Origin of the sequence: uncultured Aliiroseovarius sp., from assembly GCF_947492455.1 — a bacterium.
In the GTDB taxonomy this organism is placed as follows: Bacteria; Pseudomonadota; Alphaproteobacteria; order Rhodobacterales; family Rhodobacteraceae; genus Aliiroseovarius.
Genome location: NZ_CANLNB010000001.1, coordinates 311,223 through 327,436, shown reverse-complemented (window position 1 = coordinate 327,436; position 16,214 = coordinate 311,223). Strand labels below are relative to the sequence as shown.

The window sequence follows — 16,214 nt, the reverse complement described above, 5'->3', positions numbered from 1 at the left end:
CGCGTATGGACTATTCAAAGCTGATCGACGACGAAATCTGGCGCTTCATTCGCGAGACGGACGCCCATTATCCCCCCGACGCGGTGAACCGAACCGCGGCCCAACAGCGCGAGGTTTACAACAACATGTGCCGCGCCTTCTTCGCGGGCTATCCCGACGGGCTGAATGTGCGGGACGAGTTGATCGATACCGTTCCGACGCGCATCTATGAACCGGACGTTCCGCAGGGCACAGTGGTCTATTTCCACGGGGGTGGGTTCGTGGTCGGCGGGCTGGAAAGCCACGATGATGTCTGCGCAGAGATTGCCGATCAAACCGGGCTGCGTGTGGTCAGCGCCGACTATCGCCTCTGCCCAGAACATCCCCATCCCGCCGCATTCAAAGATGCATTGGCTGTTGCTCGATATGCGTCTCTAACTTGGCCCAAACCGCTTGTTTTGGTTGGCGATAGCGCGGGTGGAAATCTGGTCGCAGCCTGCTGTCATGCGCTGCGTGGGAGTGCCGAGATCGCCGGACAGCTTCTGATCTATCCGGGATTGGGCGGAGACATGACGAAGGGGTCCTATATCGACCACGCCAACGCGCCGATGCTGTCGATGGAGGATCTGAAGTTCTACAACAAGATCCGCTTTGCGACGCCGCCCGACGGACCAGACCCCACGGCGGCCCCGCTCGAGGATACGGATTTTGGCAACCTGCCGCCAACAGTCTCTATTACAGCAGAATGTGATCCCTTGGCGGATGACGGGCGCGACTATCGTGACGCCATTTTGAACGCGGGCGGCAAGGCTGTTTGGTTCAACGAAGCTGGGTTGGTGCACGGCTATTTGCGCGCCCGCCACCAGTCCGAGCGCGCACGCCGCAGTTTCGCGCGGATCATTCAGCAAATCACCATGTTGGCCCGTGGCGAATGGCATCACTGATCGCGTCTTTCCCCCTGTCGCGGCTTCCCGTAATCTGACACACGGTACCTGCGCCGGTTGGGCGTATTAAGAAAAGGCAGGCCATGTCGCTGATCCGATCATCGCTGTTGCGGCGCTTGCAGGCATTGCAGGGCAAGGCGTCCACCAAGGGCCGCGCGACCGAGCGTGCGGCTGAGGACGATGCCGCGCTGACGCTTGCGCGTGCACGGCAGGGCAAGTCTGATCAACAGCGCCCAGAAGGGTTGCTCATCTGGGCCTGCCTCCACGATCTGACCGAGGCCGAGGCGCTGTCATCGCTTCTTCCCCCTTTGCAGGCGGAAATGGGCGATGTGTCCTTGCTGCTGACCACGCAAAACGCGCAGACGGCCGATGCCGTCCCGCATGACGCCCTGCATCAGGTCAGCCCCAAGTTCGAGCCCGCCGCGGTCCGCAATTTTCTGGAGCATTGGCAGCCGGATGTTGTCGTCTGGATGCAACCTGAACTTGATCTGGTGACGCTTGGCGCACTGAAGGCGAAGGGCATACGGGTTATTTGGGCTGGCGCTGGTACCCCTAAAGATCGCGGTTTGACACAGCGGTTCAAGCTGTCTGCGCTGCGCGATGCAGTGGCTGAATTAGACTCTATTCTGCCCAAAGATGGGGCATCGCGACGCGATTTGCTGCAACTTGGCGTCCCACCCGAGAAGATGGAAGTCACCGGCATTCTTCAGCCGCTTAGTCAGGTGCCGAACTGCGACACCGAGGAGCGCGACCGCATTGCGCAGAAACTGGACGCGCGGCCGGTCTGGTTGGCCGCTGGTGTAGACCCACGTGAAGAAAATGCCATTCTGTCAGCCCACCGCCTGTTGATCCGCAAGTCGCATCGGCTTTTGCTGGTGATGATCCCTCAGGATCCTGCCCGTGCGTCTGAGTTGACCGCGCAGCTTGAAGGGGACAGCTGGATCATCTCGTCTCGGTCCAAAACTGATGCCCCGCATCGCGATGATCAGATCTTTGTCGTTGATCGCGACGATGAATGCGCGCTTTGGATGCATCTGGCCTCGATCACTTTGATAGGGGGGACTTTGGCAGGTGGGGCGAACCGAAATCCGCTCAGCCCTGCTGCTTTGGGGTCTGTTGTTCTTTTTGGCCCCGAGGGGGGACGGCACGCGGCCTCGCTTGACCGCCTGACCCGCGCGGGTGCTGCGCGCCGCGTGCGCGATGCCGCAACTCTGGCGCTCGAGATCGAGCACCTTTTGGCGCCCGACAAAGCGGCCGAGATGGCAATGGCTGCCTGGGACGTCACCACCAAGGGCGCGGAAGTTGGCGAATTTATGATGCGGCGCTTGTTGGATTTGCTGGACGAAGCCGAAAGTCGAAAGGGTCTTTGATGCGCACACCCAGTTATTGGTTCACCGATCCGGACAAACCCAATTGGCGCGCCCGTCTGCTGTCGCCTTTGGGGTGGCTTTACGGATTTGGCACCGCGCGCCGCGTTGCGCGTGCAGGTCAGGGGTATCGCGCCTCGGTTCCAGTGGTCTGCATCGGCAATATCAATGCGGGCGGCACCGGGAAAACGCCGACCACGATTGCGCTGGCGCAGAGGCTGATCTCGCAGGGCAGGGCGGTGCATATCGTCTCGCGCGGGCACAGCGGAAGTGAAGAAGGGCCGCTGTTGGTCGACGAACGTCAACACAAGGCCGATCAGGTCGGGGACGAGCCTCTTTTGATGGCTGCTTTCACGCCCACCTGGATTGCCCGCGATCGTGTGACAGGCGTACAGGCCGCGGAAGAGGCCGGGGCTGAGATCATCCTTATGGATGATGGTTTCCAGAACCCGAGCGTGCAGAAATCACTGTCTATCGTCGTGGTTGATGCGGTGAAGGGGTTTGGGAACGCGCGCTGTATTCCCGCGGGACCGCTGCGCGAACCGGTGGCTGCTGGGATGAAGCGTGCCGACCTTCTGCTTTCGGTTGGTCATGCCCGCGCACAGACCCTATTCCAGCAGAAATGGGGCAAATCGATCCCCTGTTCGCATGTCACTGGACAGCTTGAACCGTTGCAAACTGGGATGGATTGGAACGGGATGGACGTACTGGCCTTTGCCGGGATCGGCCTGCCCGAGAAGTTCTTTGCCACCGTCAGCGATCTGGGCGCCAACCTGCTGCGGGCCGAGGCGCTTGCCGATCATCAGCCCCTGACGGACGCGTTGATGAAGCGGTTGGAACTTGAGGCCGCCACGCTGGGCGCGCAACTTGTCACGACCGAGAAAGACGCCGTGCGCCTGCCGGACGGGTTCCGCCGCAAGGTGCTGACCGTGCCGGTGCGATTGGAGCTGGAGGATTGGGGCGCTGTTGACGCGGCTCTCGCGCGTATTTTGGCGGGTTAGAGCCTTATAGGCCCTAACCCAATTGGCTTATTCGCCCAGCTTCTCGTCCAGAATAGCTGCGAAATCGCTGTAGCTCATGTTCGAGTACTTGGTGCCGTCGATGATGAAGGACGGGGTGCCGGTGATCTCGTCCGCGCCAGCGTTTTGCTGATAGGCAGCGACCAGGCTGCGGGCCGAGTCTTCGTCCTGCAGGCAGACATCCATCTGCTCGTCCGTCATGCCCGCGGTGCGGCCCAGTTTCTTCAGGTTGGCCACGATGGTGGTGGGCGATCCGTCGGCGATCCAGTCTTTCTGACCGCCATAGATCAGATCAACCAGACCGAAATACCGTTCGTCGCCACCGCAGCGTGCGACCATGCCCGCCCACAGGCCGAACTGATCAAAATAGACCTCGCGGTGGACGAACTTGATCTTGCCGGTGTCGATATAGTTCTGCTTCAGCTTCTTGAACGTGTCTTTGTGGAAGTTGGCGCAGTGGGGACAGGTGAAAGACGCGTACTCGATCACGGTGAGCGGCGCATTTTCATCGCCAAGGAACATATCTGCGGCCGGTTCGATGGCTGCGTCGCTGGTTTGCGCCTCGGCCACGGACACGCCGGGAAGCGAGCCGTTGTTTTGCGTCATATAGAACGCGCCGCCAATGGCGATCACCGCTGCGATCAGGATCGGAAGGATACGATTCATCTGTTTAAGCCTTGTGTTTGTTTTTTGTTATGACGTTCCGCGCCAATAGCTCGAGCGCAGAGCGAAGCCCGTCATCACCTATGTCCTTGGTCGCGTCTGTTGCGCGCGCCAAGTCCTTGGGGTCAGGTTGGGAGTGTTTCTTCGGGGCGTGGGTGAACTGGGCCTGCCCTTCGGCAAAGCCAGTCGCCGCCGTTTGCGTGATCCGGATGCGCGAGATGGCGTTATAGCCATAGACCGCGTTCACCTTTTCGCGCAGCTGGTCCTTTTGCATATCCAGCATCGGTGCCTGCGCGCCGGTGGTCAGTACCGTCAGCGTCGCGCCCATGCCGCCGCGCCCATAGGATATGTCCACGGGACGCGAGATGCCGGCCGTTGCCTCGCCCACAATTTCCGCCCAATGGGTCAGCACACGCGTCACTGCAAAGCCGCGCGTCTCGCTGGCTTTGCGAATCCGGGCCGACAGCAGGGACGAGGTACGCTCGAACCCCTTTTTGCGGCGGGGATATGCTTTGGGCTTTTCCATTTGGCAGATAGGTGTGACTCGTTTCTTTTCGCTTATTCTAGGCGCATCACTTTGCTATGCCAGAACAAACGACGGATAGGAGATAACACGTGCGTGACGTGCCGAAAACTGCCGATCTTCTGGACTGGTACGATCGCCATGCCCGCGATCTGCCGTGGCGCGTCAGTCCGGGCGACCGGGCGCTGGGTGTGGTGCCGGATCCCTACGCCGTCTGGCTGTCCGAGATCATGTTGCAGCAAACCACCGTCGCGGCTGTAAGAGACTATTTCACCCGATTCATGGCAATTTGGCCCACGGTTCAGGACTTGGCCGGGGCCGAGGATGAGCGTGTCATGGGGGAATGGGCCGGGCTGGGCTACTATGCGCGGGCGCGCAATCTGTTGAAATGCGCGCGCGAGGTGGCGGCGCTGGGCGCATTCCCGACCACGCGCGACGGGCTTCAGGCGCTTCCGGGGATCGGGCCCTATACCTCGGCTGCGATCTCGGCCATCGCGTATGATTTGCCGGAAACGGTGGTGGACGGGAATGTCGAACGCGTGATGTCGCGGGTGTTTCACGTTGAAACGCCTCTGCCCGATGCCAAACCTGAGCTTACACAACTGGCTGAAACGCTAACCCCGAAAAAAAGGGCAGGGGATTACGCGCAGGCCGTGATGGACTTGGGGGCCACGATCTGTACGCCGAAATCGCCCGCGTGTGGTATTTGTCCCTGGAATAGAGACTGTTTGGCCCGGAAAGCAGGTGTTCAGGCCGAACTTCCCAAGAAGAAGCCCAAGGCCAAGAAACCCACGCGGTACGGGGTGGCGTATCTGGCGCGGAACGCGGCGGGCGAGTGGTTGATGGAACGGCGGCCCGAGAAGGGATTGCTGGGCGGCATGCTGGGCTGGCCGGGGGCCGATTGGGGCGACGCCGCGGTCGAACAGCCACCGTTCAAGGCCGATTGGCAGGATCCCGGCGTGGAAGTTCGACACGTTTTTACGCATTTTAACCTGCATCTATCGCTGCGGGTTGTGCAGGTGAACGGGCAAGTTCAGCCGGAACAGGGTCGATTTTTGGACATCAAACGCTCGGATCTGCCGACGGTGATGCGCAAAGCCTTTGACGTGGCGACAACCCATCTGTCGCATTGAGCGGACGCGAGTTCACCGCTAACCTGCGCGTCAACAGAAGGACAAATGTCATGCTTCCTGCGTCCACGATCTCGCGCTTTCGCAACGCCGCGCCCTTCGGCATCTCGATCGCTCTGCCGCTTTTGGTGCTAATCGCGGTGACGAAAGGCGGGTGGTTTTTACTGCTACCGCCGCTGGGGACGTGGTGGCTTTATACCATCCTCGACGCGATCACCGGACGCTATACGGAAAACGCGGACCCGATGATCGAGGATGCGGATTTGTTCTGGTATCGCCTGATCACCATGATCTGGTTCCCGATCCAGTTCGTTATGATTTACGGCATGATTTGGTACGTGACTGGGGCCGAGCACCTGTCAACGGGTGAAAAATTCGCGGCCTTCTTCGGCGTTGGCGTGCTGTCCGGCACGGTGGGGATCGTCTATAGCCACGAGCTGATGCACCAATCCAACAGGTTTGAGCGCTGGCTGGGTGATCTGCTGCTGGCTACCGTGCTCTACAGCCATTTCCGTACTGAACATCTGCTGGTGCACCACCCCCATGTCGGCACCACCCGCGACGCGGTGACCGCACGGTATAACGAAGGCTTCCACCGCTTTTTCTTTCGCGTTCTGACCGAAGCGCCGATTTCGGCGTGGAGGGCAGAAAAGGCGATGTTGGCGCGGCGCGGGCTGTCGGTCTTTGATCGCGCCAACCCGTTCTGGCGCTATGGCACGCTGCAGTTCGTGGCGATCATTCTGGCGGTCTGGATCGGTGGCTGGCTGGGCCTTGCGCTGTTTGCTTTTCAGGCGTTCGTCGCCGTCTGGCAGTTGGAACTGGTGAACTATGTCGAGCATTACGGCCTGACCCGTAAGCATCTGGGCGATGGAAAATACGAACGCGTGATGCCGCATCATAGCTGGAACGCGGATCATAAGGCGTCGAACTGGTTGTTGATCAATTTGCAGCGCCACTCGGATCACCACTATAAACCCGCGCGCCGCTTCCCGCTGTTGCAGACCTATCCGGATGCCGAGGCGCCGCAGCTGCCCTATGGCTATCCGGTGATGACGGTCGCGGCGCTCATCCCGCCCATCTGGCGGCGCGTGATGAACCCGCGCGTACGTGCATGGCGCAAGCTGCACTATCCCGAAGTGAGTGATTGGAGCGCGTACAAGTCGGGCACGTTGCCGCCGCCGGTGATCCGTTAGACTCAGCGGGACGCAACGCGTTCCGCCGCGCCGATCCGCCCCCACGGGGCGGCGCGTTTGCGCCACCCCTCGGATCGGCGCTGACCTTGCATTGTTCGTGGCTTGGGTACCGGTCTAAGGAAATATCAACGGCGCTTCACCATCCGCCCAAACCGGGTTCTTATTCATCACGGACGCCAAGCGGTCGCTGGTCAAAAACGTCTCTAACCATGCAGAAACTTTGGGTGTGACCTCGGTATCGAAGCGCGGTTTGTCGATCATGGCGAATTGGCGCACAAAAGGTAGGATGGCCAGATCCGCGAGCGTCGGGCGGGTGCCAAACAGCCAGCCCTCGGCCAGTTGGTCTTCAAGATCTCCCAGCATCTCCATCGCCTCGGCCCGCGTGGTTTCAGGGTCGCTGTCGGGATGACGTACTGCGTATTTCGTCAGGTCCAACGCGCGTTTGAACGGGCCATCGAAAAGGTCGATCAGGGTGTGCCCGGCATCGGGTATGTCCAACAGTCCCTCGGGGTCGGATTGGCCCAATGCCCATGTCATCACGTCCAGGCTTTCGTCCAAAACCCCCGAATTAGAGACCAAACACGGCACCGTCGCGCTGGGCGAGGCATCAAGAAACGCGGCGGGTTTGTCGCGCAGCAGGATCTCGCGCAGTTCGACGGGAACGCCGGCGCTGGCAATCGCCAGACGCGCGCGGATCGCATAGGGGCAGCGGCGGAAGGAATAGAGGATCGCGGTCATGCCCCCAGAAAGCAAAAAAAACCCTGCCTCGCAAGGAGGCAGGGTCAGTCAGGTTGTGCTGTGGCGGCGGGCCACAGGCACAGGCGGTACCTGATGATGCGGGCGCGTCTGATGCGCGCCACGCAAATTCTGTTGTGAATGGAAGTCTGCTTAGTTCATTTCCGCGCGGATCTGCTGGCGCAGCAGGTCGATCGGCGCTTTCTTTCCGTCCTGCTTGAAGTGCCAGTAGGTCCAGCCGTTGCAGCTGGGCGCGCTTTCCAACGCAGCACCTACCTGGTGGATCGAGCCACGGGCTTCGCCGGAAATCAGCGTACCGTCGGCGCGAACCTTGGCGGTTTTGCCACGCGGGCTGGTCAGAACCTCGCCCGGGCGCAGCATGCCGCGCTCAACTAGCTGGCCGAAGGGGACGCGCGGTTCGGCGCGTTTCGACGGCGTGGTGGTCAGGGCTTCTTTATCGAACTTGCGCACCTTCGAGATGCGTTTCTCGGCCACCTTGCGATAGGCCTCTTCGCGCTCGATGCCAATGAAGTCACGGCCCAGCATCTTCGCAACCGCGCCGGTGGTGCCGGTGCCAAAGAACGGATCAAGGATCACGTCGCCAGGGTTGGTGGCGCCGACCAGAACGCGATGCAGCAGGGCCTCGGGCTTTTGGGTCGGGTGTGCTTTGTCGCCGTTTTCGTCTTTCAGGCGCTCGTGACCTGTGCAAATCGGCAGAACCCAGTCGGACCGCATCTGAACACCTTCGTTCAGCGCTTTCAGGGCTTCATAGTTAAATGTGTACTTGGCGCCTTCGGATTTCGAGGCCCAGATCATCGTTTCATGCGCGTTGGTGAAACGCTTGCCGCGGAAGTTCGGCATCGGGTTCGACTTGCGCCAAACAACATCGTTCAGGATCCAATATCCTTGGTTCTGAAGTTCTGCGCCCATGCGGAACACGTTGTGATACGAGCCAATGACCCAAATCGCACCGTTTGGTTTCAGAATGCGGCGCGCGGCTTTCAGCCAGGCGCGGGTAAACTGGTCGTAAGCTTTGAAGCTGTCGAACTGGTCCCATTCGTCATCGACGGCGTCGACTTTCGAATTGTCGGGGCGGTGAAGTTCGCCTTTTAGCTGCAAATTATAGGGGGGATCCGCGAAGATCATGTCGACCGAGTTTTCCGGAAGACTGTTCATCACCTCGATGCAGTCGCCATCAAGAATCTGGTTCAGGGGCAGCTCTACAGCCGCCTTCGTTTTGGTTTTGGTTACCATTTCTGCCTCATGTACCGGCGCTTTTGCGCTCTATCAGCGGCGTGTTTTCACGCTCGTTTTGATGAGAACAGGATGAGTCAAAGAGGATTCGCCGTCAAATTCTTTTTTGAATCAGCAACTTACATTTTACTGTTGATACAAGATATTGTGCACCGGTTTGAACGAACGTCTATGGTGTGGGGTCACACCAAGATTTTGGAGCGCCAACCTGTGGCTTTTTGACGGGTATCCGGCGTTCGTCTCCCAGCCATAGCCGGGGAACTGTTGCGCTAAATCCACCATGATCCGATCGCGGGCAATTTTCGCCACGATGGATGCGGCGGAAATCGACACGGATCGCGCGTCGCCCTTCACAATGGTTTCAGATGGCCCGGTCAGTCCGCGCGGGGTTTGGTTTCCGTCAATCAGCAGATAGTCCGCCTGTTGCGACAGCCCAGCCACCGCGCGCTCCATCGCCAGATGGCTGGCGCGCAGGATGTTCAGCTCGTCGATCTCTTCAACGGACGCATGGGCGATGCACACACAGGCCTTTTCATGGATCGCGTCCCACAGCGCCTCGCGCCGTTTGGCGGACAGCTTCTTGGAATCATTCAGCCCTTCGGGGATGTCATCAGGGTTCAGGATGACGGCGGCGGCGGTGACAGGGCCGGCCAGCGGGCCGCGCCCAACCTCGTCCACCCCGGCGATATATTGAAAGCCACGATCCATCGCGGCGGCTTCGAAGCTGAAATCAGGAGCTGTTTTTGTCATTCCATTGGGGTGGCGCAAACCGGCGAGCCCCGCAAGTAAAAAGGGCAGAGGCCGAAGCCTCTGCCAAGTTAAACGGCGCGTGACGTGAAAGGGACCGCTACGCCGCTGCTCGATATTCTTAATAGCGATGTACGATACGGTAGCCGCGTTTGCTGAGGCATGCGGGCTTGTACACTTTGCGGTTGACGTAAATGCCCTTGCGGTTCTTCACGACCAGATTGCGTTTGCAGCTGCGGGGCAGGTCGCTGGCGTATTTGAAGTTTCTCTCTAGGCAGCGATTGCCGAACATGACCTTGCGGCCAGTTTGCGTGCGGAATTCGCGCAGGCAGCGTTCGGGCAGGGCTTTGCGTTTGCTGACACGGTGATCGCGGCGCGGAGGTGTCGGGTCGTAGGGGCGCGAGACATGGCCGTGATAGGACGGCTTGTCGTCATTCTCGGACAGCAAAACACCAAGTGTAACCAGACCCAGAAGTGCTGCGACGATGGCGGCGCTGTCATCCCCGTCTGTGGCGTCGCGCGCTTGAACGGGTGAAGCAGCCAATGTGGCCGCGACAGCAGCGCTGAGAACGAGCTTAAGAATAGAGCGAGGCATTGTGTTCAGGATCATCGGACCCTCCTATCTGTTGGTTCGGCGCGAGCAGGCGCTTGTCATGCCCCCAACATGCGGATCCCCCTGAAAGACAGGCAATAACGGGGGTCTGTTATCCCCTATCAGCGCGCCCAGACGGGGTTTGTTATTGAATAACCAGTCCCTGCGCCGCATGGTCAGACCATGATGAAAAAAACAGCACTCACTCTTATCCTTGTCGCACTGGCATCGACGGCGCAGGCCGCGTGCTATGCGGATTACAAGGCCAAACGGGATAACCCGCTAAAGCTCCACTATGGTGTGATCGAACTGCCCGACGACGCTTGCGACAATCGCAAGGCCGCAAGTCGGCAGATAAGTGACCGGTTGGAGGCCAATGGCTGGTCCCTTCTGAAAGTCCAATCCATATTTGACGCCACGGGCCTTGAGGAAAGGAAAGACAGTGCCGGACAATTCTTCCTTCGCTACTGACGCGCTGAAGCGCTCGAATCGGGTGGTTGTTATCGGGATTGCGGCGATTGTTGCGATTCTGCTGGTGGCGGCCGTGTTCCTGTTCCTGACCTTGCCGGATGCGAATGCATTTAACGCGCGGGTTGAACAGATCTTTGTGGAAAATGACGGACTGACTTCGGGCGCGGAAATCAAGCTGCTTGAGATTCTGGCGCAGTCCGGCACCGCTTTTGCTGACACGCTGACCAGCTATCGCATGGTGATTTTCGTGCTGCTGATCTTCGCCACCGCGCTTTTGGTTGCGGCGCTTCTGTTCCTTCTGACCATCCTCGGCCTGAACCGCCGTATGGGCGAGATCGAACGCGCCGGTATTCAGGTGAACTCGCTTCTGATCAGCCGCGAAGAGCGCACCGTGTATCTGAACAACATGGAGTTCTCGCTGACGGAAGCGGCCATCGAAACCCTGTCTGCATTGGCCGAAGCGCGGATGGACGAGGATGTTCTGTCTGGCTCGCAGCTTGAGGGGCTGATCTCGGGTCGTGATCCGTCCGAGTGTGACGAGGCCGCCGGTGCCACCCGCATCAAACGTCTGCGCGACGCGCTGGGCAACCAGTTGATGAGCGAGCTTCTGGTGAAAACCATCGCCCGCCGCGGCTATATGCTGTCGATTGATAAGGACGTCATCCGGATGATCTGACCCGCGCTGCTTGCCAGCATCTTCACTTTAAACGCCATACAGGCCGGCCCGACACAGAGCTGGCCTGTTTTGCGTTTGGGACGCGCTCTGATTTTTCAATTGGGGCGAGAATGTGTCAGCAGTGCGGCAGAAAATTGGACGAAGAGGTGCTATTTTAGTAAACTATTGCGCACAACCAGACATTTGTACCCGCGTGGTTGGGCGGACCATTTTTTAGGAGGGGAATTATGAGCACAAAGATCCCAGGCCTTTTTGTGGCACTTTTGGCAGCTATTTTGATTATGCCTGCAAACCTTCAGGCAGCCGATCCGGGCTGTACGTCTAGCTGTGGCGATGGTGACGGCGGCGGTGGCGATACCGGAGATGGTGGCGGTGGTGACACTGGAGATGGTGGCGGCGGTGACACTGGAGATGGTGGCGGCGGTGACACTGGAGATGGTGGCGGCGGTGACACTGGAGACGGTGGCGGCGGTGACACTGGAGACGGTGGCGGCGGTGACACTGGAGACGGTGGCGGCGGTGACACTGGAGACGGTGACGGCGGCGATACCGGAGATGGTGACGGCGGCGACACTGGAGACGGTGACGGCGGCGACGGCGGAGATGGCGACGGCGGCAACGGCAAAGGTTCGAAAGCCAACAACGGCAAAGGCAATGGCGGCGGCGATGGCGTTCCGGGTAAGTCAAACAAGAACGACGATGACCGTTGATATTTTGCGCCGTTAGTTACGGAGCACGGTAAGACCGCATGAAAAACAATGCCCGGCAGGAGAGAACCTCTTGCCGGGCAATTTTGCTGCGTTGAAACGTGGGCGCGTGGCTTACTGAAGCTGCATCCCGTTCGCGAAGACCGATCCGTCGGGGGTGACTTCCAACGTGGTGATGCGGGCATCGTCTCCGTTCGCGGCATCAGCAGCCGAGAACATCTCCAGCATCATCATTGACCCGGTAATCTGTTCCGCCGGAATGCCCATCTGTGCCAGTTTCTGCGACAGGGCGGTCAGACCTTTGGCGCGCAGGGTCAGTTTGCCTTCCGGGCGCGGCAGGCCGTCGAAGGACTCGAGATCGGTGGAATCAAAGGTAAACGCACCCTCGCCGGTGATCTCGGCCCCCACAGCCGACAGACGCAAAGCGTTCAGCGTCGCGCTGCCCGGCTCGACCGGCAGCATGTCGTCCAGCGCCATCAGGCTGGCTTCGACATTCGCGAAATCAAGCCATTCGATGTTGTGCTTCAGTGTCCCAGTCAGATCGAGCGTCATGTGGATCGGATCGCGCGGCAGGGCGCCCATCGGGTCGCCCATCGCCCAGACCATATCGTCCAGCGTCAGCCCGTTCAGATCGAGCTTGACCGCCACGGGACCAAAGCTGTCATCCGCCAAAAGCGGCGCCTGCATGGTGGCCGACATCGACGCGATGTTTCCACCCAGCGCCAGACCCGGCATCATCGGCATTTCCATCTGAAGACGGAAATCTTCGACCGGACCCGAGATGGTGACACCGCTTGCATCCAGCTTCATGGACGAGTCATAGGACTTGGCCGAGGACGACTGCGCCATCATCATCGTATCCCCCTGCGAGGTCACTTGTTCTGTGCTGTAGTCAGACATACGGGTGGTCATGTCCATCACCATCCCGTCCCGCAACGCCTTGGCAAGGTTGGAAAAATCGATTCCAGTGGACGGGGTCACCATGCGCATCTCGCCTTCGATACGACCCGATTTCATGACGGACGTAGTGGTGATCGGCCCCTCGCCGTCGATCATCATCGACTGGTTGAACGTGATGCTCTGTTCGTCTGACGCGAAGGTAATGTCCGAACTTGTCATCTGCCCCGATTTGGTCACCGACTGACCCACAAGGCCAAGATATGTGCCGTTCATCGAGAAATCTTGGATCTCGTCCGGAAGGCCGCCAACATCGATCGAGATATCTAACCGTGCGGCTTTCTGGTCGAAGGTGATCTCTTCCGAGGTGCCCGAGAAGATGTTGGTGAACCCTTGGTGGCTCATCGTCATCGCACCGCCAAAACTTTCGCCCTCTGGACCGGTGTAGGTCAGTGTATAGGTGCTGCTTTCGGGCACGATCATCTCGACCCGGCCATCCCCCATATCGATCAAATCGAACGCACCCAGATCGACTTTCACGGCACCGATATCAAACGGTAGCGACATGTCGAACGTCACGTTCTGCAGGGTAAGGCCGTCGCCACGCGCCGACGTCTCGGCGCTGAGCGCGCCACCGAAAGTGGTCGAGCTTTGCTGAAGATGCGTCCAGACGTCCCCTGTGGTCAGATCCGCAAAAGCGGTACCGGGCAGGAAAGTTGCGCCCAGAAAAGCGGCGCGGGTCAGTCGGGTGGCAAGTGTTTGCATGTGCGATAATCCTTTGCACTCTATGTGTAATTGGCGCGAAGGTATGTCAGTGATTTTGGGGTTACAACACCTTTCAGGGTATTGGCGGTAAGTGGCTCAACACATCCGAGCATGAACCGTTGAACCACCAACCTACTTGGCGATTTCCATCAGAACGTCACGGATTTGCGCCAGTTGATCCGAGCGGACCATCTTAGGCGACAGGTGCAGAACCAGCTTTCGCGGCAGATCGACAATGCCAGCGAAGGGGCGCACCAGCTCGCCGCTGTCCAGAAACCGCTGCACCAGCGCCTCGTGCGCCATCAAGACGCCCCCACCATGCCGGGCTTCTTCCAGCGCGACGGCAAATAACGAGTGTTCCGTCCCACCCGAGGCGATGCCGCCCAGATCCGTCTGCGCGGACAGCCAATGCTCCCAATCGTCGGACCATGTGCTGTCGCGTAGAAGCGTTTCATTGCGCAGGTCTTCAAGGCGGGTCAGGCGGGCGGCCACGTCTGGGGTGCAAATTGGGAAGATCCGATCCCGCAGCACCTCGATATCATTTGGCCCCAAGGGGTCTGAAGTGAAAAACAGCGACATATCAATGGGCTCGCGCACCAGATTTGGCGGTTCTTCCAAAGCAATTACAGATACCTGCAAATCCGGGGCGATCTGGCGCAGCTTTCCTAGACGGGCGGGCAACCAGTACTGGGCAAGCGACGGTAGCGTCGCCAGCTTGATCTTGTTGGGCGCGACTTGCTTGCGCAACGCATGAACGGCAAGGCCCAGTTGGTCGAAGGCGCGGGTGAACTCGGGCACCAGCGCTTCGGCCATTGGGGTCAGCGCGACGCCACGGGCGTTCCGCGTGAACAAAGGGGTCTCGGCCCAGGCCTCGAGCGTTTTGATGTGCTGGGTGATCGCACCGGGCGTGACCGATAGCTCCTCTGCCGCTGCCGAGAAACTGCCCAAACGCGCTGCAGCCTCGAACGCGCGCAGGGCGTTCAGATGTGGGCCTTTCGGACGGGGTGGCGAGACGGGCATGGCGCGCTTTCAGCTAGGTTGAGTTTTTCTACACCAAAATAATAGCAATACTGATTTGCGCGATCCAGCCCCTCTGCCTGATCCTGAGGACGACACCCCTTTCAGGAAAGCGAGTACGCAGATGACACTTCAATTCAATACGCCGGTCGCCCAAACCGATCCGCTGATTGCGGATGCGCTGAACAATGAAAAGCAACGCCAACAGGATCAGATCGAGCTGATCGCGTCCGAAAACATCGTCAGCCGTGCGGTGTTGGACGTGTTGGGGCACGAGATGACGAACAAAACGCTGGAAGGCTATCCCGGCAACCGCTTCCACGGCGGAGGTCGTTTCGTGGATGTGGTCGAGCAAGCCGCGATCGACCGCGCAAAGGCTCTATTCCACTGCAATTACGCCAATGTGCAGCCCCATTCCGGCTCGCAAGCCAACCTGGCGGTGTTCTTTCTGCTGCTGAAACTGGGCGACAAAGTGCTGTCGCTGGATCTGGCAGCCGGGGGGCATCTGTCGCATGGGCTGAAGGCTAACCTCTCGGGCCGCTGGTTCGAGCCGCATCACTATGGGGTCGATCCGGAAACCGAGGTGATCAACTATGATGAACTGGAACAACAGGCCATCGCGCTGAAACCTAAGCTGCTGATCGCTGGTGGATCGGCCTATCCGCGCGAGATTGATTTCGAACGCATGGGTCAGATCGCCAAGAAGGTAGGCGCATGGTTCCATGTGGACATGGCGCATATTGCGGGGCTGGTCGCGGGTGGGGCGCATCCCTCGCCGTTCCCGCATGCCGATATCGTCACCTGCACCACCACCAAAACCCTGCGCGGTCCGCGTGGCGGCCTGATCCTGACCAACAACGAAGACTGGTTCAAGCGCCTGCAATCCGCGGTTTTTCCCGGCGTTCAGGGCTCGATTCACACGCAGGTTCTGGCCGCCAAAGCAGTGTGTTTGGGCGAGGCGATGACGGACGAGTTCAAAGCCTATGCGCATCAGATCAAGGCGAATGCGGCCACTTTGTCCAGCACGCTGGCCGCACGCGGTGTTCGCATCGTTTCTGGTGGAACAGACTCACATATCGTGCTTCTGGACCTCAGCGGGAAGCGCCTGACCGGCAAGCGCGCCGAGGTGGTTCTGGAGCGCGCCAATATCACCGCAAACAAAAACGCAATCCCCTATGACAGCCCGCGTCCTCCGGAATGGGTCGGCCTGCGCCTAGGGGCCAGTGCGGCCACCACGCGGGGCATGAAAGAACCCGAGTTCGCGCAGCTGGGCGAGATCATTGCCGACCTGATCGACGCCGAGGCTGCGGGTGATGCGGCGGCTCTCGACGCGGTTGTAGCCAAGGCGGCAGGCAAGGTTGCCACGCTCTGTGCCTCCTTCCCCGCTTACACTGGCTGACACGGATCCTTAGTCGACCTGTTGTGCCCCGCCTGTGAATTCAGGCGGGGTTTTCGCGTTATCTGACCTGCACGCAGGTGTCGTTTTCAGAGAAGTCAGGGGGTGATTTGCCACTAGAGTGATTCGTAACAAGAGT

At 59.6% G+C, this 16,214-nt stretch carries 17 protein-coding genes; 9 read left to right on the top strand and 8 right to left on the bottom strand.

Going from position 1 to position 16,214, the window contains the following annotated elements; genetic code table 11:
• Positions 1 to 5 precede the first annotated feature (5 nt).
• The 3 genes from Q0677_RS01650 (at position 6) to lpxK (ending at position 3,291) form a co-directional block, all read left to right on the top strand.
• Positions 6 to 923 (top strand): alpha/beta hydrolase, encoded by a 918-nt coding sequence (locus Q0677_RS01650; RefSeq protein WP_298905310.1) that lies wholly within the window; start codon positions 6 to 8, stop codon positions 921 to 923.
• A gap of 83 nt (positions 924 to 1,006) precedes the next feature.
• A complete protein-coding gene (locus tag Q0677_RS01645; RefSeq protein WP_298905308.1) occupies positions 1,007 to 2,293 on the top strand; it encodes a glycosyltransferase N-terminal domain-containing protein in 1,287 nt (428 codons plus the stop codon).
• On the top strand, positions 2,293 to 3,291 hold the full coding sequence (gene lpxK / locus Q0677_RS01640) for a tetraacyldisaccharide 4'-kinase (protein ID WP_298905306.1): 999 nt from the start codon (positions 2,293 to 2,295) through the stop codon (positions 3,289 to 3,291). The genes Q0677_RS01645 and lpxK overlap by 1 nt, the downstream gene beginning before the upstream one ends.
• A gap of 27 nt (positions 3,292 to 3,318) precedes the next feature.
• Here lpxK and Q0677_RS01635 read toward each other — a convergent pair whose 3' ends face one another.
• Positions 3,319 to 3,975, bottom strand: coding sequence for a DsbA family protein (locus Q0677_RS01635; RefSeq protein ID WP_298905304.1), 657 nt, complete (start codon positions 3,973 to 3,975; stop codon positions 3,319 to 3,321).
• A gap of 4 nt (positions 3,976 to 3,979) precedes the next feature.
• Positions 3,980 to 4,498, bottom strand: a complete 519-nt coding sequence (locus Q0677_RS01630) for a DUF721 domain-containing protein (RefSeq protein WP_298905302.1) — start codon at positions 4,496 to 4,498, stop codon at positions 3,980 to 3,982.
• A gap of 89 nt (positions 4,499 to 4,587) precedes the next feature.
• Here Q0677_RS01630 and mutY point away from each other — a divergent pair, with 89 nt between their 5' ends.
• Positions 4,588 to 5,628: an A/G-specific adenine glycosylase gene (gene mutY / locus Q0677_RS01625; RefSeq protein ID WP_298905300.1), complete on the top strand. Its 1,041-nt coding sequence runs from the start codon at positions 4,588 to 4,590 to the stop codon at positions 5,626 to 5,628.
• 50 nt (positions 5,629 to 5,678) lie between these two features.
• Positions 5,679 to 6,818: an alkane 1-monooxygenase gene (locus tag Q0677_RS01620; protein ID WP_298905298.1), complete on the top strand. Its 1,140-nt coding sequence runs from the start codon at positions 5,679 to 5,681 to the stop codon at positions 6,816 to 6,818.
• Positions 6,819 to 6,932: 114 nt separating this feature from the next.
• On the opposite strand, the gene Q0677_RS01615 is transcribed toward Q0677_RS01620, so the two are convergent.
• The 4 genes from Q0677_RS01615 to Q0677_RS01600 all read right to left on the bottom strand — a co-directional run bounded on the left by Q0677_RS01615 (position 6,933) and on the right by Q0677_RS01600 (position 10,164).
• A complete protein-coding gene (locus Q0677_RS01615) occupies positions 6,933 to 7,556 on the bottom strand; it encodes a glutathione S-transferase (protein WP_298905296.1) in 624 nt (207 codons plus the stop codon).
• Between the two features lie 150 nt (positions 7,557 to 7,706).
• Complete coding sequence (locus Q0677_RS01610) at positions 7,707 to 8,807, bottom strand: site-specific DNA-methyltransferase (protein ID WP_298905294.1); 1,101 nt, start codon at positions 8,805 to 8,807, stop codon at positions 7,707 to 7,709.
• Between the two features lie 126 nt (positions 8,808 to 8,933).
• Positions 8,934 to 9,557, bottom strand: a complete 624-nt coding sequence (locus Q0677_RS01605) for a ribonuclease HII (RefSeq protein WP_298905292.1) — start codon at positions 9,555 to 9,557, stop codon at positions 8,934 to 8,936.
• Positions 9,558 to 9,675: 118 nt separating this feature from the next.
• Positions 9,676 to 10,164: a hypothetical protein gene (locus tag Q0677_RS01600; RefSeq protein WP_298905290.1), complete on the bottom strand. Its 489-nt coding sequence runs from the start codon at positions 10,162 to 10,164 to the stop codon at positions 9,676 to 9,678.
• A gap of 168 nt (positions 10,165 to 10,332) precedes the next feature.
• On the opposite strand from Q0677_RS01600, the gene Q0677_RS01595 reads away from it, so the two are divergent.
• The 3 genes from Q0677_RS01595 (at position 10,333) to Q0677_RS01585 (ending at position 12,003) form a co-directional block, all read left to right on the top strand.
• Positions 10,333 to 10,617 carry a hypothetical protein gene (locus tag Q0677_RS01595; RefSeq protein ID WP_298905772.1) on the top strand — a complete coding sequence of 95 codons (285 nt, stop codon included), beginning with the start codon at positions 10,333 to 10,335 and terminating at the stop codon, positions 10,615 to 10,617.
• Positions 10,589 to 11,293, top strand: coding sequence for a helix-turn-helix domain-containing protein (locus Q0677_RS01590; protein ID WP_298905288.1), 705 nt, complete (start codon positions 10,589 to 10,591; stop codon positions 11,291 to 11,293). The genes Q0677_RS01595 and Q0677_RS01590 overlap by 29 nt, the downstream gene beginning before the upstream one ends.
• A gap of 227 nt (positions 11,294 to 11,520) precedes the next feature.
• Positions 11,521 to 12,003, top strand: a complete 483-nt coding sequence (locus Q0677_RS01585; RefSeq protein WP_298905286.1) for a hypothetical protein — start codon at positions 11,521 to 11,523, stop codon at positions 12,001 to 12,003.
• Between the two features lie 111 nt (positions 12,004 to 12,114).
• Here the strand turns inward: Q0677_RS01585 and Q0677_RS01580 are convergent, their stop codons facing one another.
• Entirely contained in the window at positions 12,115 to 13,662 is a 1,548-nt protein-coding gene (locus tag Q0677_RS01580) for a hypothetical protein (RefSeq protein ID WP_298905284.1), read from the bottom strand.
• A 132-nt stretch (positions 13,663 to 13,794) separates the two neighbouring features.
• On the bottom strand, positions 13,795 to 14,682 hold the full coding sequence (locus tag Q0677_RS01575) for a LysR substrate-binding domain-containing protein (RefSeq protein WP_298905283.1): 888 nt from the start codon (positions 14,680 to 14,682) through the stop codon (positions 13,795 to 13,797).
• Positions 14,683 to 14,803: 121 nt separating this feature from the next.
• Here Q0677_RS01575 and glyA point away from each other — a divergent pair, with 121 nt between their 5' ends.
• Positions 14,804 to 16,078 (top strand): serine hydroxymethyltransferase, encoded by a 1,275-nt coding sequence (gene glyA / locus Q0677_RS01570; RefSeq protein ID WP_298905282.1) that lies wholly within the window; start codon positions 14,804 to 14,806, stop codon positions 16,076 to 16,078.
• Positions 16,079 to 16,214: the final 136 nt, after the last annotated feature.